The organism is Sulfuriroseicoccus oceanibius (genome assembly GCF_010681825.2).
Classification (GTDB): Bacteria; Verrucomicrobiota; Verrucomicrobiia; order Verrucomicrobiales; family SLCJ01; genus Sulfuriroseicoccus; species Sulfuriroseicoccus oceanibius.
Map to the genome: position 1 here is coordinate 1258270 of NZ_CP066776.1, position 19793 is coordinate 1278062.

Genomic DNA, 19793 nt, shown 5'->3' on the forward strand with positions numbered 1-19793 from the left:
GGCGCGGATGTTTCGCGAATGGTTTGGCCTGCGGCGGGGATTAGACGAGTTCGAGTTCGAATTTGCCGGTAGTGAGCGTTCCTCCCGCGGTGATCCGTGCGCGCAATCCGCCGCGTCCTTTGAGGAATGCTTCCGTTCCCGGGGCGCATGCCTGGTCCATCCAGTAACATGGCGAACACTCCGAGCTGCCGGTGAACTCGAGCTCGCCGATGCGAAAGCGTTGGCCGATCAGCGAATTGAGGTCCCCACCTGAGACAACTACATTGCGGCGGAAGGCGGAAGGGGCCAGTTCGCCGCGCACGATTTCGTCGCGCACTTGTTGGTAGACCGCGTGGTCAAAGAATGTGATTTGCCCCTTGTAGTCGGGTTTGTAGTCGAAGAAGCGATCTCCGACGATGCCGCTGCCGGCGACGAGATCGATGGCATCGCACTCGATGACCGGGTGCTCGCCGGCGGGTTTGCCGTGGTGGCCGTAGAAGTTGTGGTCCGGCGAGATGTAGAGGTGGTGGACGATGATCTGCATCGGCAGGCAGTAAAACATAGATCGCCAACGGGAATCCATCGCTATCGGCGGGCGGGGTGATCGGAAAATCTTCTTGAGCAAACCTGCCGATCACGCAAAGTGCGCGCGATGTCTGGAGAATCGATCGAAGTGCGGCCGGGGGATAGGGCTGGGTATGTGATGAGCCTGGAGGGCGAGTATTTGAAGATTCCCGAGGGCTGGGCGTTGCTGCCTCCGGGTGATGCGGCGTTGAGTCGTCGGATTAAGAAGGACGGGCCGAGTTGGACGGTGAAGAAGCCGAAAGGGCGCAAGATGTTCTCGCAGGGGATTTTGGCACCGGCGCATCGGATTGAAGCGTTGCGAGCGGAGGTGGAGGCGGAGCGTGAGGATCCATCGTACCAGCGCAAGCTGGATGCGGGGCGGCGTCGGCGTGAAAAGGAACAGGCGGAGTATTCGGAAGAGTTTGCTGCGGCGGTTTATGCGTTTTTGGATTTCGACCAGCGCTACGATGTGGTGGCCAAGTATTTGGCGAACCTGGTGACGGAGCACGCCGTGCCGGTGGGGAGTGGTACAGTGGCGCGGACGAAGCGCATCCCGGTGGAGAAGCGTGCCGAGGCGGCGGTGATTGCTTGGATGCGGCACCAGACTACGGCGTACGATCACATGAAGATTCCGCGTGAGAAGGGAGCACGGCGCGAGGTGCGGCGAATGCTTGCCCAGCGGTCGCGAGCGGTGTTGGAGAATTACCGGAGGGGCGAGGATATCAATCCGAAGACCTGCCCGTTGTGGAATGCATTGGGGGATTGAGGTGTGGATTGACGGAGGGTTTCCGAGCGACCGTCGGGAGTCTGTAGTGGCTTGGCGGGGCTGTGGGCTCGGTCGGCTTGGTGCGGTGTATTTTTCCCAAGGTGAAGTCGCCTGAGGCTCCTTTCACCGTTGGGCTGGTTTGCGCTTCCCTGTCGGGGAAGGGGTGCGGGCGGCGATGGTGCGTGGGGAGTAAAAGATTCGTGGTGTGGAGGAAGCTTGTGTCCCCCTCTGCCGTTGACTGGCATGCACTTCATTGTATGGGCGGTGCGATGTGGCGGTGGATTCGTGCTTGATCCGTTGGGGGCATCGTCGCATGAGTGACGCATGTCGCTGTCCCGTCTCCGTCTTTTTCAGTTCCGTTGCTTTGGCAATGTTGAGCTGGCGGTGGACGATGCGGCGCCGGTGGTCGGTTTTGTGGGCGAGAATGCGGCGGGCAAGACGTCGATTTTGGAAGCGGTTTGTGTGTTGTTGCGGCTGCAATCGCCGCGTGCCCAGGCGATGGGTGACCTCGTGCGCTTCGGGGATGACAAGGCGGCGGTTGAGGGTGAGTTGGATGGCACGACGTTGCGTTGGGTGCAGTCGGCGTCCGGGCGGCGGTTGTCAGTGGACGGCGAACGAGCTGGGAAAGCTGCGAACTATTTGGCGCACAGCGGGCTGGTGGTCTGGATGGGGAACGATGACATTTTGCTGGTGCGGGCAGGCGGCGATGGACGGCGGCGATTTTTGGACTTTGTCGGGAGTCAGATGTTTCCCGAGTACCGGGGGAGTCTGCGTGCTTACGAGCGTGCGCTGAGGTCGCGCAATTTCTTGCTCAAGAAGCCCGACGTGACCGAGGCTCAGTTGGCTGCCTATGCGGCGGTGCTGGCTGAGCATGGCGACCGCTTGAGCGGGTGGCGCGAGCAGATGGTGGCGCAGCTGTCACCGGTGGCTGCTGAGGCACATCGCGAGATCAGCGGTCGCGACGAGTCGTTTGAGATGGTTTATCAACCGAGCGCGGAGCCAGGCGGGCTGGCGGCAGCGATTGCGAACTCACGAGGCGACGAGCGGCGGCGCAAGTCGACCGTGGTCGGCCCGCACCGTGATGATCTGGCACTGCAGCTCAATGGGATGCCGTTGGCGCAGTTCGGCTCCGAGGGGCAACAACGCACCGCCGTGCTGGCGATGAAAATTGCCCAGGCACGGGTGTTGCATCAGGTGCGTGGTCGGGCTCCGATGATCCTGGTGGACGATGTGTTTGGCGAGCTCGATACATCGCGCAGGCAGCAGTTGATGGCGGGGCTGCCAAAGGAGAGCAAGATCTGGCTGACGACGACGACGCTCGATTGGGCGGATGACGCGTTGCTCGAGCGGATGACGCGCTTCGAGGTGACGAGCGGCACGTTGCAGCGGATGTGAGCGTGGCGCAGTTCGCAGGCTATGGCTGGGGTGTCAGCTCGGTGATGGTGCGCACGGGGAACGACGACTGGTTGCGGGTGACGTAGTCATGGCGCCACTTGAGGGTGACAGTGTCGCCCTCGCTGAGATCGTTGATGGTTTTGAGGATGGCCTTGTCGATCTTGGCGTTGCCGTGGTTGTCCATCACGAGGATCTGGAAGGTTTCGGCTTGCGGGTCACCGTACTGGCCAGGCTTTTGGTAGTCGTTGTAGCGGATGATGTCGAAGATGGCGAGCGAGCCGGAGTGGCCGCAGTTGTCGGGGCAGAGGGCGGTGCGCCCCATGCAGCGGTGGGGTTTGAGCTCGCGGAATGTGGCTATGGTGTCGTGGGACGAGAGGAGCCGTGTTTCGCCCTCGGCGGGAACGGCAGCACTCGCGGTGTCGGTCGTGTCGGCGCTAGGCTCTGTGGAATCCACGGTCGCGTCGGGTGTTGCGTCGGTCTCAGGTTCATCCGGGGCGGGAGCAGGGGGGGCTGTGGGCTGGGGTGCCTCGGTTTCTTCAGCAGGAGTTGCGAGGTCGGTGGGCTCTTCAGTTGGAGCTTCGGGAGCCGCTGGCTTGTTTGGGGCGTCCGAGCAGGCGCAGAAACAAAGAAGGGCGGTGGCAGTGGCGAGCGAGGTGGCGAGGGTTTTCATAGACGAGCGATCAGGTTCTCATGGGGTACGTCTTGAGCGCTCTGGAGGACACCACTTGTTCGCCAGATCAGCGGCTTGCGTTGGCGGGAGCTGTGGTGAATGTTCCCGATCCTATGTCCAAGCCATCTGATGTTACACGGGCGGATTTCGACCGCTACTTTGTCCCGACCTACGCACCGACCGAGTTCATTCCAGCTCGAGGCGAGGGTGCCCGCGTGTGGGATACCGCGGACAAGGAGTACATCGACTTGGCTGGCGGGATCGCGGTGACGAGTGTCGGCCACTGTCATCCAGCGGTGGTGAAAGCGCTGACTGACCAGGCATCGACGTTGTGGCATGTGTCCAACTTGCACATGACCGAGCCGGCGTTGCGATTGGCGAAGAAACTTGTCGATGCGACCTTTGCCGACCGGGTGTTTTTCTGCAACTCGGGAGCCGAGGCCAACGAGGGTGCGCTCAAGATGGCGCGGCGTCGTGCGGTGAATGTGCATGGAGAAGGCAAGGACGAGATCATTGCATTCACCAACTCATTCCACGGACGGACGTTCTTCACCGTGACTACTGGTGGCCAGCCGAAGTACTCCGAGGGTTTTGGTCCGCGTCCTGGTGCGGTCACGCATTTGCCTTTCAACGACATCGACGCGCTGAAAGCTGCGGTGAGTGACAAGACCTGCGCGATCGTGGTCGAGCCGCTGCAAGGCGAGGGCGGAGTGAACCCAGCGACGCCTGAGTTCCTCAAAGCCGCGCGTGAGTTGTGCGATCAGTTCGATGCGTTGTTGGTTTTCGATGAAGTGCAGACTGGCAACGGCCGTACCGGATCGCTTTTCGCCTACGAGCAGACCGGAGTGGTGCCTGATATTTTGTCGACCGCCAAAGGGATGGGCAATGGCTTCCCGATCGGTGCCGTGTTGGCCAAAGAAGAGCCGGCTTCGCACATGACGCCGGGCACGCACGGCACGACCTATGGCGGCAACCCATTGGCGTGCGCGGTGGCCGAGGCTGTGTTTGACATCATCAGCAGCGAAGACGTGCTGGCAGGAGTGAAAGAACGTGGCGAGATCCTGAAGACCGCGTTGGAAAACATCAACCGCGAGTGCCTGTGCTTCCGCGAAGTGCGGGGGCAAGGGTTGCTTATCGGCTGTGAGCTCAGCGCTGAGTTCGAGGGCAAGGCGGGTGCATTGGTTGGATTGCTGGCCAAGCACGGCGTGCTGGCGTTGGTCGCCGGACCGAACACATTGCGACTGGCTCCGCCGCTGACAATTAGTGGTGAAGAGCTTGCCGAGGGCATCAATCGGACATCGCGGGCGGTTGCCAATTTCGTTTCGGCATAGTTTCGCCCGGCGGGGCGGATTTGCGTTGATCGCCATGGGAGAATGCCTAGTTTTTCTCCCATGGCTGACAAACCCTTTCATTACCAAGCTCCGTTTCCTCTCGGTCCGGACAAGACCGAGTACGAATGCATCTCGACTGATTATGTCTCGACCATCGACTGCTGTGGTCGCGAGATGTTGAAAGTTGAGCCGGAGGCACTGACGCTTCTGGCCAACGCCGCATCGAAGGCAATTTCGTTCACTCTGCGTCCGTCGCACCTCAAGCAGGTCGCCGCCATCCTCGACGATGAAGAGGCGACCGATAACGACCGCATGGTGGCTCTCAATTTGCTGCGCAATGCCGAGATCGCCGCACGCGGTATCCTCCCTGCCTGCCAAGACACCGGCACCGCAATCGTGATGGGCAAAAAAGGCCAGTCTGTGTGGACCGGAGCCGACGATGCTGAGTTTCTCTCGAAAGGGATCTACAAGACCTACACCGAGGAGAACCTGCGCTACTCGCAGACCGTGCCGTTGACCATGTTCGAAGAGACGAACTCGCGCACGAACCTGCCGGCCCAGATCGATCTCTACGCGACCAATAGCGACGAGTATTCTTTCCTGTTCGTGAACAAGGGCGGTGGATCCGCTAACAAGACATTCCTCTATCAAGAGACCAAGGCGCTGCTCAATCCGAAGCGCCTGCGTGAGTTTGCGATTGAGAAGTTCCGTACACTGGGCACGTCGGCCTGCCCGCCTTACCACATTGCGTTGGTGATCGGTGGCACGTCCGCCGAGACCACGATGAAGACCGTGAAGTTGGCATCGACCCGTTACTACGATGAACTGCCAACCGAGGGCAACGAGCACGGTCAGGCATTCCGCGACGTGGAGATGGAGAAAGAGTTGCTGCAGGCGGCGCGCGAGATCGGAATTGGTGCGCAGTTTGGCGGCAAGTACTTCGCGTTGGATATTCGGGTGATCCGATTGCCGCGTCACGGTGCTTCTTGTCCGGTGGGTCTTGGCGTTTCGTGCTCGGCCGACCGTCAGGCGAAGGCGAAGATCACCAAAGACGGGATCTTCCTGGAGAAGCTGGAGAAGAACCCAGGCCAGTACATCCCTGAGAAGTACAAGGATTGGAAGTTCAAGGGCGTTAAGATTGACCTCAACGAGGGCATGGCGAAGACGCTCGAGACCTTGAGTAAGTACCCGGTGACCACTCCGGTGGCGCTGAATGGCACGATCATCGTGGCGCGTGACATTGCCCACGCCAAGCTGCGTGAGGTGTTGCAGGAGACCGGTGAGCTGCCGCAATACATCAAGGACTATCCGGTTTACTATGCCGGTCCTGCCAAGACACCGGAAGGTCTGCCGTCGGGATCGTTCGGGCCGACGACAGCCGGCCGTATGGACGGATACGTTGATGAGTTCCAGGCTGCTGGTGGATCGATGGTGATGCTCGCCAAGGGCAACCGCTCCCAGCAGGTGACCGACGCGTGTAAGAAGCACGGTGGGTTCTATCTTGGGTCGATCGGTGGCCCGGCTGCGTTGCTCGCCCAGAACCACATCAAGAGTGTGGAAGTGGTGGAGTGGCCGGAGCTCGGCATGGAAGCTGTGTGGAAGATCGAAGTCGAGGACTTCCCTGCGTTCATCCTGGTGGATGACAAGGGCAACGACTTCTTCGAGCAGATCAACCAGTGCCCAATTTGTTGATTGGAGCTGACGTTTAGTTTGTCAGGGCCGCCGCGTTGGATTTGATCCGGCGCGGCGGCTTTTTTGTGGATGGGGGGAGACGGAGCGTGCCCGCTGAGCTCCCTTGTGAGCGTTTTTGGACAGGATTGACATGATTGACGGGATTTTTGAATGGGAGGGAGGCATGGAGGTTCGACGTCCTCGTCGACAATAGGGCGGAGAGGGTGAGCGGAGTCTCGCGTTCAACCTCAAGAGTGAGGTTGCTCCATCGACGCTCGTATGGCGATGCGGAGCGCTGGAGGAACGGCAGTCTTGCCGTCTGTGAGGTTGGTGATGGGCAGTGGTCGCTACGCTCCGTGGGGATGGTGGCTGGATTGGAAACCGGCGGTCCGAGGGGCGTTGCGTGATGCGGAGGGTGCATGGAGGTTCGACGTCCTCGTCGACAATAGGGAGAGGGTGATCGGAGTCTCGCGTTCAACCTCAAGAGTGAGGTTGCTCCATCGACGCTCGTATGGCGGTGCGGAGTGCTGTTGGGACGGCAGTCTTGCCGTCTGTGAGGTTGGTGATGGGCAGTGGTCGCTACGCTCCGTGGGGATGGAGGGCGGATTGGAAAGCGGCGGTCCGAGGGGCGTTGCGTGATGCGGAGGGTGCATGGAGGTTCGACGTCCTCGTCGACAATAGGGCGGGGAGGGGGGCGGAGTCTCGCGTTCAACCTCAAGAGTGAGGTTGCTCCATCGACGCTCGTATGATGATGCGGAGCGCTGGAGGAACGGCAGTCTTGCCGTCTGTGAGGTTGGTGATGGGCAGTGGTCGCTATGCTCCGTGGGGATTGGTGGCCGGATTGGAAACCGGCGGTCCGAGGGGCGTTGCGTGATGCGGCGGGGGCGTGGAGGTTCGACGTCCTCGTCGACAATAGGGAGGAGAGGGGGAGCGGAGTCTCGCGTTCAACCTCAAGAGTGAGGTTGCTCCATCGACGCTCGTATGATGATGAGGAGCGCTGGTGGGACGGCAGTCTTGCCGTCTGTGAGGTTGGTGATGGGCAGTGGTCGCTACGCTCCGTGGGGATGGAGGCCGGATTGGAAACCGGCGGTCCGAGGGGCGTTGCGTGATGCGGAGGGTGCATGGAGGTTCGACGTCCTCGTCGACAATAGGGAGGGGGGGGAGCGGAGTCTTGCGTTCAACCTCAAGAGTGAGGTTGCTCCATCGACGCTCGTATGGCGATGCGGAGCGCTGGAGGGACGGCAGTCTTGCCGTCTGGGCGGCTACGTCGGAGGGGCGGGGCATCCAAGCCAGAAGCGAATCCGCCACGGTCCTCACTGAAAACTAGAAAACTAGCATACTCCCAAAAACAAAGCCGCCCGCGCCATCGGGTGATGACGCGGGCGGCTGGTGAGCTTTCTCTGTGACGAGCGCTTACGCTTCGTAGAGGCGGATCGAGTCGGTGACGTACTCCTCTTGGAGGATGTCGGAAACGATCACCAGAGGCTCGCCGGCTTTCACGAGGCCCTTGGCCTTGAGGTAGGTGATGGCGTGGCGGATGAGGTCCTTCGCGTTGCTAGGGAACTCGATGTTGAATGCTTTCACGCCGCGCGAGAGAGCGAGGCTACGGCAGACCTGGTCGTCTTCCGAGAATGCGTAGATCGGCGCCTTGTGAGGGCGGAACGAGGACAGGTGCTGGGCCATCACACCGCGGCGGGTGAAGACGATGAGGCTGCTGTTGTCGATGTCGTTGGCCATGGCGACCGCAGACTTGCAGGTGAGTTGCTTGGTGCTGCCGGTTGGGCGGACGAACTCCTCGAACCCTGCGCCACCGGAGCGCTCGATTCGGCGGGAGATGCGGTCGAGCACCTCGAGGCACTTGAGTGGGTAGCGTCCGACCGAGCTTTCACCCGAGAGCATCACGGCGTCGGCCTGTTCGAAGACGGCGTTTGCGACGTCGGTGACTTCTGCGCGGGTTGGGCTTGGGTTTTCGATCATGCTCTCGAGCATGTGGGTGGCGACGATGACGCGCTTACCAGCTGCGTGGCACTTTTTGACGATGCTTCGCTGGATGATTGGGAGCTCTTCGTAATCGACTTCGATACCGAGGTCACCACGGGCCACCATGACGGCGTCGGTTTCTTCGATGATGGCATTGATGTTACGGACGGCTTCCTGGTCTTCGATTTTGGCGACGATGCGTGGGGACGAGCTGCGCTCGGCCATGAATGCGCGCACTTCGCGGACGTGTTCCGCGCCGCGGACGAACGAGATCGCGATGAAGTCGAGGTTGAGGGTGGCTGCGAGGGTGGCGTCGTCGCGGTCCTTGTCGGTCATGGCAGGCAGGTTGAGCACGGTGCCTGGCAGGTTGATGTGACGGCGCGAGGTGATTTCACCCTGGGTGAGAACTTCGCAGATGATGTTGGTCTCGGTCTTCGAGAGGATCTTGAAGAGGAGCATGCCGTTGTCGACGACGATGGTGCTGCCTGCTTCCACGTCCTTTGGCAGGTCGTCGTAGTTGACTGTGGTGCTCTTCTCGAGTGTTGGTGCTGCGTCCTTGGTGCGGATCTCAATTTGATCACCAACGGCGAGCTGGATTGGCTCTGCGAGGTCACCGGTGCGGATGGATGGGCCCTGAAGGTCCATCAGGATCGCAGGGTGGAGATTCTTCTTGGAGGCCACGTTGCGGATGCGCTCAACGACGGTGCGGACCCATTCGTGACGGCCGTGGCTCATGTTGAGGCGGAAAACGTTGGCACCTGCGTCGAGCAGCTTACCGAGCATTTCCTCGGAATCAGTAGCAGGTCCGAGAGTGACGGTGAATTTCGTCTTCTTCGGGATGATGGTGGTTGTCGATGGTTCGGTCATGGTGTGATCTTGATCTGATCAGTGGTTAGTGTTTTGGAGACGAGCTTGTGTCGTCCGCATCGCTCGGCGGGGACTGGGCTTCGTGTTCCGATCCCGCGGTAAGTTTGAATACCGCGAGTGAGTAAGGGGGCATTGAGAATGGGTCACCGGAGTTGAGTTCCGGGTTTTTCGATGAGTCCACGAATCCGTGGTGATCGGCCGTATGGACGATTGTCTCCCAGCGGACGCCACGGCTGCCGGGCAGGCGGAACGATTGGAACTCGGATCCGGCGTGGGCCAGCACGAGGAAGCATTTGTCCTGACGGCTGATGCGCCAGTCGCGTTTCTGGCTGTGGGCGGTGCCGGAAAGCAGCATGCCCATCGAGCGCAGCGAGCCGTCGTGCCAGTCGTGTGCGTTCATGGCGGTGCCTTCAGGGCGCAGCCAGATCACGTCGCGTGCGGACGTTCCGCGCAGTGAGTTGCCGTGGAGGAAGCGGCTCTTCGAGAAAATGTGGTGGTTCTTGCGCAGTTCGATGATCTTGCGCGTGAAGTTGAGGAGGTCACGGCCGTCCTCGTCGAGCTCCCAGTTCAGCCATGAGATTTCATTATCCTGGCAGTAGGCATTGTTGTTGCCCTTCTGGGTGCGGCCGAACTCATCGCCAGCGAGGAGGAATGGAACGCCCTGGGAAAGGAAGAGCGTGGCAAGGAAGTTGCGCGATTGGCGGCGGCGCAGTTTGCGGATTTCCTCATCCTGCGTCGGGCCTTCTTCACCGTGGTTCCATGAAATATTGTGGCCTTCGCCGTCGCGGTTGCCCTCGTTGTTGGCCAGATTGTGCTTGTCGTTGTACGACACCAAGTCGCGCAAGGTGAAGCCGTCGTGGCAGGTGACGAAGTTGATGCTGTGCAGTGGCTGCACGAATGATCCGTAGACGTCTTCGGATCCGGTGAGGCGCGATGCCAGGTTAGGCAGGCTGCCGGCGTCGCCCTTCCAGAACGAGCGGACGTGGTCGCGGTATTTGCCGTTGAGTTCGGAGAAGGGCTCGGGGAAATTACCGACTTGGTAGCCTCCGTATCCGGTGTCCCACGGTTCGGCGATAAGCTTTACTTTGGAAAGCACCGGGTCTTGCTGGATGGCGCGGAAGAATGCGCCATTGCGGGCGAATCCATCGGACTCGCGGCCCAGCGTGGCGGCCAGGTCGAAGCGGAAGCCATCGACGTGCATTTCCGTCACCCAGTAGCGCAGGGAATCGAGCACCATCTGGAGCACCTTCGGGTGGCGCAGGTCGACGGTGTTGCCGGTTCCGGTCATGTCCGAGTAGAATTCCGGGTGGCCGCGTTCGAGGCGGTAGTAGCAGTGGTTGTCCAGTCCGCGGAATGAGAGGGTCGGCCCGAGGTGGTTGCCTTCGCAGGTGTGGTTGTAGACCACGTCGAGGATGACCTCGATGCCGTCGCGGTGGAGAGCTTTGACCATCCCTTTGAACTCACGGATGGCGCCGTCGCCGGTCTGGTCCGCGGCGTACTCCAAGTGCGGCGCAAAATAGCCCAGCGTCTGGTAGCCCCAGTAGTTGGTCAGTCCACGCGAGACGAGGAATTCGTCGTCGAGGTGGTAGTGGACCGGCATCAGCTGAACGGTGGTGACACCGAGCTCGCGCAGGTGGGCCCGAGCTTCGTCCGAGGCCAGGCCAGCGTACGTGCCGCGCAGGTGATCGGGGATCTGCGGGTGCAGCTTGGTGAACCCTTTGACGTGGGCCTCGTAGATGATGGTGTCGTTGTACGGGATCTGAGGGGCTTCGTCGCCTTCCCAGTTGAAGTCGTTGTCGATCACCATGCATCGCGGCATAAAGCGCGCGGTGTCTGTGGTCTCGATGGAATCATCGGCGCGGCTGCCGCTGAGTTCCGGGCGTCCCTTCAGAGTGCCGGTGATGAGCTTCGCGTATGGATCGACCAGCAGCTTGTGCGGGTTGAAACGGAAGCCGTGCTCTGGTTCGTAGCGGCCGTGGGCGCGGAAGGCATAGAGGGCTCCGGGTTTGAGGCCGGGGACAAAAACGTGCCAGACTCCCTGGGTGCGGCGTGGGCATCGTACACGGGCGATCTCCCGTTTCGGGTTCTCCGGATCAAACAGACAGACGTCCATCGCGGTGGAGTTTTCCGAGAAAATCGCAAAGTTCACCCCGTCCTCACACGGCGTGGCGCCGATTGGGAACGGTTTTCCTGCCACTGCGGTGACTGGCGGATCAGGTGATGTGTACTTTGAGCTCAAACTTGCGCAAGTTGGCGACTTTAAGCTCCAGATCAAGTGATTCTACGCGCGACTTGCGCGTGTGCCGCTGGGAATGGAGCACAAGTATCAGGGGATATGGCAGACTGAGTTGCGGGCGGGATTAATTCGTGGGGGGGATGTTTCCGTTGCACGGAGAGCATTGACTGCGACGGTGACGATGTCATGGAAGCCAACCGCGTCGATCATCTTTTACTTCATTTCTTTGTCATCGTGGTCGGGTTGACTGCGATTCTGGGCAAGCTGATCGAGTTGCCGGCGGATCAGTTGGTGGCGTGGCGGACGTTGGCCGCGGCCGTAGTAATGGGCTTGGTCTTTTATCGGGTACGTTTCTTCCGCCAGCCGCGGAAGGTGATTCTGAGTTATTTGGGAGCCGGCGGAGTGCTCGGATTACACTGGCTTGCGTTGTACGGGGCGATCAAGGTTTCCAATGTGACGGTTGCGGTGGCCGGGCTTTCTTCGGCGGCATTGTTCACAGCGTTGGTCGAGCCGGTGATTACCGGAAGGCGTCACAGCAAGTTGGAGGTGGCGATTGGCGGCGTGGTGATGATCGGGCTCGGGTTGATTGTCGGGTTTGCGTCCGAGTTTGGGCTTGGATTGGTGCTCGGGGTGACGTCCGCGTTGTTGGCCGCGATTTTCCCATCGATGAACAAGCGCTTTGTCGATCAGGGCGGGAACCCATTGGTGATTACCTTCCATGAAATGGTAGGTGCATTCGTGGTCTGTGCCGCTGTGGTGTTGGGGAGGGGCGAGCCGGTGCACATGCCGACGGCGAGTGATTGGTTGTGGCTCGGGGTGTTGGTGGTGCTGTGTACGGTCTTCGCGTTTTGGATGCACACGTGGTTATTGCGTCGGATGAGTGCGTACACGGCGGCGCTGGCTTTGAGCTTCGAGCCGGTTTACGCGATGGTGTTGGCTGCTTTGTTTTTTGGTGAGCACAAGATGTTCTCGCCGTGGTTCTATCTGGGAGTGGTGATCATCGTGCTGGCCAACTGGTGTTATCCTGTGGCGCGCAAGCGGCAGGCGATGAGGCAGTCGGCCGAGTGAGTGGGGTGGGGGATTCTCCGGTAGTTGGGTGCATACCGGCGCGCGGCTGGGACGTAATGCTGGACGTGTCACGACGGGTGTGTCTCCACGCGATGATTGCTTCACGATGAAGTTGCTGATGGGTGGTTAGCAGAGGATGCTCTGGCATACTCATGCAGGTTGTAACATCAAGCAGGTGCTTGGTGGATCGGGCTGCGCTTACTCTCTCTCAATTTCACGATGAACTTAACGATTCTCTCCAGAGCACCGAAATGCTACTCCACCCGACGATTGGTCGAGGCAGCGAAGATCCGCGGGCATAAAGTGCGGATTCAAGACCCACTGCGCTTCGCCATTGATATGGAGGAGGGGGAGCCGGATCTTTACTACCGCGGGAAGGCAATTCATGTCCCGGACGCGATTCTTCCGCGGATTGGAACGTCGATCACCCGTTATGGCACCACGGTGGTTCGGCAGTTCGAACAAATGGATGTCTACACGCCGAACACGGCAAATGGCATCAGTAACTCGCGTGACAAGTTGCGCAGCTTGCAGATCCTGTCGCGTCACGACATCGGGATCCCGCGCACCGCCTACGTTAGCGACAAGAACGACGTGTCGGATGCGATTGAGCGGGTCGGGGGGACGCCGGTGATCATCAAATTGATCGAAGGAACACAGGGCGTTGGGGTGATTTTGGCGGACAAGCCGGAGATTGCCAAAGCGATCATCGAGACCTTGCACAGTGCCAACCAGAATGTGTTGATTCAGAAGTTTGTGGCGGAGAGCAAAGGCAAGGATGTGCGGGCGTTTGTGATCAACGACCGCGTGGTCGGGGCGATCCGGCGTACCGCGCAGGGTCAGGAATTCCGGAGCAATGTGCACCGTGGTGGTGTGGCGACGGCGATTGAGCTCGACCCGGCCTACGCTGAGGCGGCGGTGCGGGCGGCGCAGATCATGGGGTTGAAGGTGTGCGGGGTGGATATGCTCGAGGGCAAGAGCGGACCGCAGATCATGGAGATCAATTCTTCTCCCGGGCTCGAGGGGATTGAGGGAGCCACGGGCTTGGACATTGCGGGGGAGGTAATCGATTTTATCTCGGATCAGGCGAACATGCCGGAGATCGATTTGAGACAACGTCTGACCGTCAGCCGTGGGTACGGGGTGACGGACATCAGCATTCCACCGGGGAGTGTCTTTGTCGGGCAGACTATCGAACAGACCGGGCTGCGTGACAGCGACGTCGTGGTGTTGACCTTGAAGCGCGCGGATTCGGTGATTTCGAACCCGAAGTCCTCCCGAGTGCTGGAAGCGAATGATACTCTGCTTTGTTACGGCAGGGTGGAGAATATGAAGTCCATGATTCCTCACCGGCCCAAGCGCAGGCGCAAGCTCAAGGCATTGCCTGCGACACCTGTGACGGAGGGCACAACCCTAGACCAGAACCACAGCTCATGAGCCCGTCACCGCGAAAGAAGAAGCGCTCCATTGGAAAATGGGGTGGAAAGAAAGTTCATCCAGGCGAACGCAAGCGCATCCGTCTGAAGGCGGGTGAGAGCTTCACCGGGGTGGGTGTGCATCTGCCATTGATGGTGTGGCGTGGCTACGAGGATGGGCCGGTGTTGGGGATCACTGCAGCGGTGCATGGAGACGAGATCAATGGTACCGGAGTGATTCGGAAGCTGATTGAGGAGCCTCCATTCGTTTTGAAGCGAGGGTCGCTGGTGTTGGTCCCCGTAGTCAATGTGATGGGCTTTGAACGGCACAGCCGCTATACGCCGGACCGTCGGGATTTGAACCGCTCCTTCCCTGGTAGCAAGAAGGGGAGTCTGACCGGACGCCTGGCGCATTTGGTGATGAAAGAGGTGATCTCTCGTTGCGATTACATGGTGGACCTGCACACGGCCGCAGTGCGGCGGACGAACTTTCCGAATGTGCGTGCGGACATGGATGACCCCGGGTGTGAGTTGTTGGCGAATGCCTTTGGTGCGGAAGTGATTGTGCACAACGCGGGACCTGATGGGTCGTTGCGGCGTGAGGCGTGCAAGGCGGGGTGCCCGACGATCATTTTGGAAGCGGGGGAGACTTTGAAGGTTGAGCCATCGGTCCAGGATCTGACGATGCGCGGGCTGACCCACATTTTGTCCGAGTTGGAAATGATCGATGTCGATGAGGATGATCGTCAGGAAACCGCTCCGCATCAGATGATCGTGCAGGGTACAAGTTGGGTGCGAGCCGGGTGCGGTGGCTTTTTGAAGTTCCACGTGGCTCCCGGAGATACGGTGAAAGCGGGTGCTGCGGTGGCGACCAACACAGGGCTGCTCGGTGAGGAGAATGAAGTGGTCGTGAGCCCGCACGACGGCATCGTGCTCGGAATGACGACAATGCCAGCGGTGTCGCCCGGGGATCCGATCATCCATGTGGCGAAGCCTGATACCAGCAAGCAGTTCAGGTCGCTGGAGAAGAGCGTCGATACGATGGATGACGAGGCGTTGGAGAGCCAGCTGCGCACGCACTTGGCGACGAATATTACCGTCGAAGATCCGGTCGAGCCGGACGATGAGGACGAGGCCTAGCTGGAAGGGGGATCTTTCCTGGGCTTGCCGGAGCTGGTTGAGAGTGTGCACAAAAAAGGCGGCAGTCGCGTGGTGCGACTGCCGCCTCTTTATTGATCCGTTGAGTGTCCGGCGAATTACTTCGCGGCGCCGACAGGCTCGCCAGCGGACTCGTGTTGTTCCTCGGCTTCCTCCGCAGCAGCGGTGGTCTTTGGAATCACGCGAACCATCTGCTTGAGCGAGGTTTCCCAGTCATCGAGCAGGCGCTTGGCTTTCGGGCTGCCGGTGGCGTTGAAGTGATCTTCAACGAGGCCGCGGAGTTTGTCGGCGAACTTGATGCGGTCGACTGGCTGGACCACGATCATTTCCCGGTTCACGCGGTCGCGGAAGTGACCGTCCTCATCGTAGATGTAGGCTTCACCGCCGGACATACCAGCGCCGAAGTTGGTGCCGGTGGTGCCGAGGATGACGGTCAGACCGTTGGTCATGTACTCACATCCGTGGTCGCCACAACCTTCGACGATGCCGGTGCTGCCGGAGTTACGGACGCAGAAGCGTTCGCCGGCGCGGCCGTTTGCGTAGAGAGCGCCACCGGTAGCTCCGTAGAGGCAGGTGTTGCCGACGATCGAGTTGTCTTCAGGGATGAACCCGCGCTCATCCGCAGGGCGGATGACGATGCTGCCGGCGGTCATGCCCTTACCGACGTAGTCGTTTGCCTCACCGGTGAGGTGGAGGTCGATACCGCCTGCCAGGAATGTGCCGAACGACTGACCCGCCGAGCCTTTGAAGTTGATCTTGATGGTGCCGTCTTCGAGACCGGTGTCGCCGTAGCGCACGGCGACTTCGCCCGAGAGCTTGGTGCCGAGGTTACGGTTGGTGCTGATGACGTCGTAGCTGAGTTCGACTTTCTCGCGGTTATCCAGAGCGGCTTTTGCGTCGACGATGATCTTGTCGTCGAGTGATGGCTCGTGGATGCCGAGGTTTGGCTTGCCGTTCCAGATGCGGGAAGCGTCCTTGTCTGCTGTGTCCTTGAGGATAGCGGAAAGGTCGACGCTGTTGGCCTTGGCGTTGTCCTTGACTTCGCGCTGTTGGAGGAACTGCGGACGGCCGATGAGGTCGTCGAGCTTACGCACGCCGAGCTGAGCCATGATGGTGCGGACTTCCTCTGCCACAGCGTTGAAGAAGTTGACCACTTTCTCCGGAGTGCCGCGGAACTTCGAGCGGAACTTAGGATCGGTGGTGGCAACACCCACAGGGCAGTCGTTGAGGTGGCAACGGCGGACGTAAACACAACCCATTGCGATCAGGGCGATGGTGCCGAAGTTGAACTCTTCCGCACCGAGGATCGCCGCTTTCACGATGTCGTGACCATTGCGCATGCCGCCGTCGGTACGGAGGGTGATGCGGTCACGCAGACCGTTGAGCAAGAGCGTCTGGTTGGTCTCAGAAAGGCCCATTTCCCATGGCAGACCTGCGTGCTTGATCGAGGTCAGTGGCGAGGCGGCGGTTCCGCCGTCGGCGCCCGAGACCAGGATGATGTCGGCGTTGGCCTTGGCCACACCGGCAGCGATGGTGCCGACACCGGTTCCAGCCACGAGCTTCACGGTGATGCGGGCGCGTGGGTTCACTTCCTTGAGGTCGTGGATCAGCTGAGCCAAGTCCTCAATCGAGTAGATGTCGTGGTGCGGTGGAGGCGAGATCAACTGCACACCCGGCTGGGTGCGGCGCAGTTTGGCGACGATGCCGTTGACCTTGTGGGCTGGCAACTGACCACCCTCACCAGGCTTGGCGCCCTGAGCCATCTTGATTTCGATTTCCTCGGCGCTCGAGAGGTAGTGGGCTGTGACACCGAAACGGCCGGATGCGACCTGCTTGATCTTCGAGTTTGCCCATTCGCCGTTTTCGTATGGAGTGAAGCGGGAGACTTCCTCGCCGCCTTCACCGGAGTCCGACTTACCGCCGATCATGTTCATGGCGATGGCGAGCACTTCGTGAGCTTCCGGCGAGAGAGCGCCGAGCGACATGGCCGCGGTGGTGAAGCGCTTGCGGATGTTTTCGATAGGCTCCACTTCCTCGAGTGGCACTGGGCCGGAGGCTGCTGGCACGTATTCGAGCAAGTCCTTGATCGCGGTCGGACGGGTTTCGAGAGTCGCTTTCACGTACTCTTCGTATTCGTCTTCCTTGCCGCTTTCGACGAAGCTGTGGAAGCTCTTGACGACGGTCGGGGTGACGACGTGCTTTTCTCCGCCGCGCTGGTAGCGGTTGACGCCGTGGTCCTGAAGCGGAAGTGGTGCGCCGCCTGCAGGCTCCGACGTGCCGTATGCTTCCGAGTGACGGGTGAGCGATTCGGCTGCGATCTGCTCAAAGCCGACACCGCCGATTTTCGAGTGGGTGCCGGTGAAGCACTTGTCGATGACCTCGGAGGCCACGCCGACTGCTTCGAAGATCTGTGCGCCCTGGTATGAGTTGAGAACGCTGATGCCCATCTTGGACATGATCTTGAGCACGCCTTTTTCGAGAGCGTAGCGGTAGTTGGTGAGTGCCTTGTCAAGCTCGACTCCGCTGACCTTGTGGGCGTCCGCGTTGGCGACCATGTCACGCACGGTGGCGTAGCCAAGGTATGGGCAAACTGCGGTGCCACCGTAACCGATGACGCAGGCGAGCTGGTGCGAGTCACGCACTTCGGCTGTCTCCAGAACCAACGATCCGCGCATGCGCTTGCCGACGCGGTTGAGGTGGTGGTGAACAGCACCGGTAGCCATCATGGCTGGGATTGCCACGCGCTCAGGGCTGGTGGCGACGTCGGTGAGGATCAGGATTTCCTGACCCGCATCAACAGCGGCTTCCGCCTCGGCGCAAACGCGGTCGATTGCTTTTTCCAATCCGGCTGCGCCTTCTTTGATGTCCCAGGTGATGTCGATGTCGGCGTGTTTGAAGCCGTGGCCGTCCATCTCGCGGATCTGGGCGAGCTCGTGGTCGAAGAGAATTGCCGACTCCAGGTTGAGGATGCGGGCGTGTTCCGGGGTCTCGCCGAGCAGGTTGCGCTCAGAGCCCAAGCCTGCAGCGAGGGTCATCACCGCGCGCTCACGGATCGGGTCGATCGGTGGGTTGGTGACCTGTGCGAAGAGCTGCTTGAAGTAGGTCGAGAGGTTGCGTGGGAAAAGGCTCAGCACCGAAAGCGCGGTGTCGTCACCCATCGAGTAAACCGCTTCCTGACCACCGTTGATCATCGCGCGGAAGGCCATTTGGAGCTCTTCCTTGGTGACTCCGTTGGCAACTTGGAACTGGCTCAACTTGAGCGCATCGAAGTGCTGGATCGGATCAGCCTGAGGCTCGCTTGGGACGAACTCGGTGAGGTCCACGCGGTGGTTGTTGACCCACTTGTGGTATGGCGCGCGGCGGGCGAGTTCTTCCTTGATTTCGTTGTCGAAGCGGAGCTCACCGGTGGTGGTGTCGGCGGAGATCATCTGGCCAGGTCCGAGGCGACCTTTTTGGACGATCTTGGCGTCGTCCATTGGGATGGTGCCGATTTCCGAGCCGATGTAGAGGAGTCCGTCTTCGTCGAGGGCGAAGCGGGATGGGCGCAGGCCGTTACGGTCGAGCGATGCGCAGACCTTGACGCCGTCGGTGTAGACGAGTCCGGCCGGGCCGTCCCATGGCTCGCAGAACGAGCGGTGGTACTGGTAGAACGCTCGCAGTTCCTCGGAGATCTCGCGTTGGTTGCGGAAGGCAGGTGGCACGAGCATGCACATGGCGTGCTCAAGTGAACGGCCGGAGAGTACGAGAAGTTCGAGAGCGTGGTCGAGCGATGCGGAGTCCGACTCGCCTTCCTGGATCAGGTCTTTGACGATTTCGACGTCGTCGCCCCAGATTTCCGACTCGTAGAACTCTTCACGCGACTTCATCCAGTTGCGGTTTCCGCGCACGGTGTTGATCTCACCGTTGTGGCACATCATGCGGAACGGCTGACCAAGAGGCCAAGCAGGGAAGGTGTTGGTGGAGAAGCGCTGGTGGTAGAGAGCAATAGCGGTCTCGAACTCAGGGTTGCTGAGGTCGGAGTAGAACGCACGCAAGGCGGCTGGCATCGCCAGAGCTTTGTAGCCGATGAGGCGGTGCGAGAGCGTTGGGATGTAGACCCCCGAGATCTGCTCCGCTTTGATCTCCTTCTCGATCAGGCGGCGGCAGAGGTAGAGCTGGCGCTCGTAGTCGTCTGCGCTGAGCCCTTCAGGCCGCTCAAATAGAAGGTGGAAAATATCAGGGCGCGACTGCTGGGCGATTTTGCCGAGCTCGTCTGGGTTCACAGGAACGTCACGCCAGCCGAGGATCTTGATGCCACGCTTGATGATGGTGGCTTCGGCGATGGTCTTTACTTTGGCTGCTGCCTCGCTGTTGTCGCGTGGGACAAAGAAGACACCGACGCCGAGGTCTTCGTCTTTGACGGAGGTGTGGCCGAGGTCTGCGGCAGCCTTTTGGAGGATCTTGTATGGAAGCTGCGAGAGAATTCCCGAGCCGTCACCGGTTTTCATGTCGGCATCCACCGCGCCGCGGTGGGTCATGTTGCAGACGGAGGTGATGGCGTGCTGGAGGACCTGGTGGCTGCGTTCGCCCTTGATGTGGGCGATGGCACCCATGCCGCAGGCGTCGCCTTCGTTGTCGGCACGGTGCATCGATCCTGCGGCAGCCGCAGGGATGGTCAGGAATTCGTTCGGTTGATTTTTTACTTCCATGATCA

General features: G+C 60.3%; 12 protein-coding genes. 7 read left to right on the plus strand and 5 right to left on the minus strand.

Annotated elements, in window-relative coordinates; genetic code table 11:
- Nucleotides 1–40 precede the first annotated feature (40 nt).
- Complete coding sequence (locus G3M56_RS04960; RefSeq protein WP_164364086.1) at nucleotides 41–541, minus strand: MOSC domain-containing protein; 501 nt, start codon at nucleotides 539–541, stop codon at nucleotides 41–43.
- A gap of 90 nt (nucleotides 542–631) precedes the next feature.
- On the opposite strand from G3M56_RS04960, the gene G3M56_RS04965 reads away from it, so the two are divergent.
- Both G3M56_RS04965 and recF read left to right on the plus strand, forming a co-directional pair.
- Nucleotides 632–1309, plus strand: coding sequence for a DUF2293 domain-containing protein (locus G3M56_RS04965; protein WP_164364087.1), 678 nt, complete (start codon nucleotides 632–634; stop codon nucleotides 1307–1309).
- Between the two features lie 324 nt (nucleotides 1310–1633).
- Nucleotides 1634–2704, plus strand: a complete 1071-nt coding sequence (recF, locus tag G3M56_RS04970; protein ID WP_164364088.1) for a DNA replication/repair protein RecF — start codon at nucleotides 1634–1636, stop codon at nucleotides 2702–2704.
- Nucleotides 2705–2723: 19 nt separating this feature from the next.
- On the opposite strand, the gene G3M56_RS04975 is transcribed toward recF, so the two are convergent.
- Complete coding sequence (locus G3M56_RS04975; RefSeq protein WP_164364089.1) at nucleotides 2724–3374, minus strand: hypothetical protein; 651 nt, start codon at nucleotides 3372–3374, stop codon at nucleotides 2724–2726.
- A 113-nt stretch (nucleotides 3375–3487) separates the two neighbouring features.
- Here G3M56_RS04975 and G3M56_RS04980 point away from each other — a divergent pair, with 113 nt between their 5' ends.
- Both G3M56_RS04980 and G3M56_RS04985 read left to right on the plus strand, forming a co-directional pair.
- Nucleotides 3488–4705 carry an acetylornithine/succinyldiaminopimelate transaminase gene (locus tag G3M56_RS04980; protein WP_164364091.1) on the plus strand — a complete coding sequence of 406 codons (1218 nt, stop codon included), beginning with the start codon at nucleotides 3488–3490 and terminating at the stop codon, nucleotides 4703–4705.
- A gap of 60 nt (nucleotides 4706–4765) precedes the next feature.
- Entirely contained in the window at nucleotides 4766–6397 is a 1632-nt protein-coding gene (locus G3M56_RS04985; protein WP_164364092.1) for a fumarate hydratase, read from the plus strand.
- 1392 nt (nucleotides 6398–7789) lie between these two features.
- On the opposite strand, the gene pyk is transcribed toward G3M56_RS04985, so the two are convergent.
- Nucleotides 7790–9223 carry a pyruvate kinase gene (gene pyk, locus G3M56_RS04990; RefSeq protein ID WP_164364093.1) on the minus strand — a complete coding sequence of 478 codons (1434 nt, stop codon included), beginning with the start codon at nucleotides 9221–9223 and terminating at the stop codon, nucleotides 7790–7792.
- Nucleotides 9224–9248: 25 nt separating this feature from the next.
- A complete protein-coding gene (gene glgX / locus G3M56_RS04995) occupies nucleotides 9249–11420 on the minus strand; it encodes a glycogen debranching protein GlgX (protein WP_235203596.1) in 2172 nt (723 codons plus the stop codon).
- 225 nt (nucleotides 11421–11645) lie between these two features.
- On the opposite strand from glgX, the gene G3M56_RS05000 reads away from it, so the two are divergent.
- From G3M56_RS05000 to G3M56_RS05010, 3 genes are all read left to right on the plus strand, one after another.
- Nucleotides 11646–12527, plus strand: coding sequence for a DMT family transporter (locus G3M56_RS05000; RefSeq protein WP_164364095.1), 882 nt, complete (start codon nucleotides 11646–11648; stop codon nucleotides 12525–12527).
- 219 nt (nucleotides 12528–12746) lie between these two features.
- Entirely contained in the window at nucleotides 12747–13964 is a 1218-nt protein-coding gene (locus G3M56_RS05005; protein ID WP_164364096.1) for a RimK family alpha-L-glutamate ligase, read from the plus strand.
- On the plus strand, nucleotides 13961–15082 hold the full coding sequence (locus G3M56_RS05010) for a succinylglutamate desuccinylase/aspartoacylase family protein (RefSeq protein WP_164364097.1): 1122 nt from the start codon (nucleotides 13961–13963) through the stop codon (nucleotides 15080–15082). Before G3M56_RS05005 ends, G3M56_RS05010 begins: the two co-directional genes overlap by 4 nt.
- Before the next feature lie 116 nt (nucleotides 15083–15198).
- On the opposite strand, the gene gltB is transcribed toward G3M56_RS05010, so the two are convergent.
- Nucleotides 15199–19788, minus strand: coding sequence for a glutamate synthase large subunit (gene gltB, locus G3M56_RS05015; protein ID WP_164364099.1), 4590 nt, complete (start codon nucleotides 19786–19788; stop codon nucleotides 15199–15201).
- Nucleotides 19789–19793 lie beyond the last annotated feature (5 nt).

Coding starts and splice junctions, on each gene's coding strand:
- G3M56_RS04960 (WP_164364086.1), bottom strand. CDS start 541: ATGTTTTACTGCCTGCCGATGCAGATCATCGTCCACCACCTCTACATC.
- G3M56_RS04965 (WP_164364087.1), top strand. CDS start 632: ATGTCTGGAGAATCGATCGAAGTGCGGCCGGGGGATAGGGCTGGGTAT.
- recF (WP_164364088.1), top strand. CDS start 1,634: ATGTCGCTGTCCCGTCTCCGTCTTTTTCAGTTCCGTTGCTTTGGCAAT.
- G3M56_RS04975 (WP_164364089.1), bottom strand. CDS start 3,374: ATGAAAACCCTCGCCACCTCGCTCGCCACTGCCACCGCCCTTCTTTGT.
- G3M56_RS04980 (WP_164364091.1), top strand. CDS start 3,488: ATGTCCAAGCCATCTGATGTTACACGGGCGGATTTCGACCGCTACTTT.
- G3M56_RS04985 (WP_164364092.1), top strand. CDS start 4,766: ATGGCTGACAAACCCTTTCATTACCAAGCTCCGTTTCCTCTCGGTCCG.
- pyk (WP_164364093.1), bottom strand. CDS start 9,223: ATGACCGAACCATCGACAACCACCATCATCCCGAAGAAGACGAAATTC.
- G3M56_RS05000 (WP_164364095.1), top strand. CDS start 11,646: ATGGAAGCCAACCGCGTCGATCATCTTTTACTTCATTTCTTTGTCATC.
- G3M56_RS05005 (WP_164364096.1), top strand. CDS start 12,747: ATGAACTTAACGATTCTCTCCAGAGCACCGAAATGCTACTCCACCCGA.
- G3M56_RS05010 (WP_164364097.1), top strand. CDS start 13,961: ATGAGCCCGTCACCGCGAAAGAAGAAGCGCTCCATTGGAAAATGGGGT.
- gltB (WP_164364099.1), bottom strand. CDS start 19,788: ATGGAAGTAAAAAATCAACCGAACGAATTCCTGACCATCCCTGCGGCT.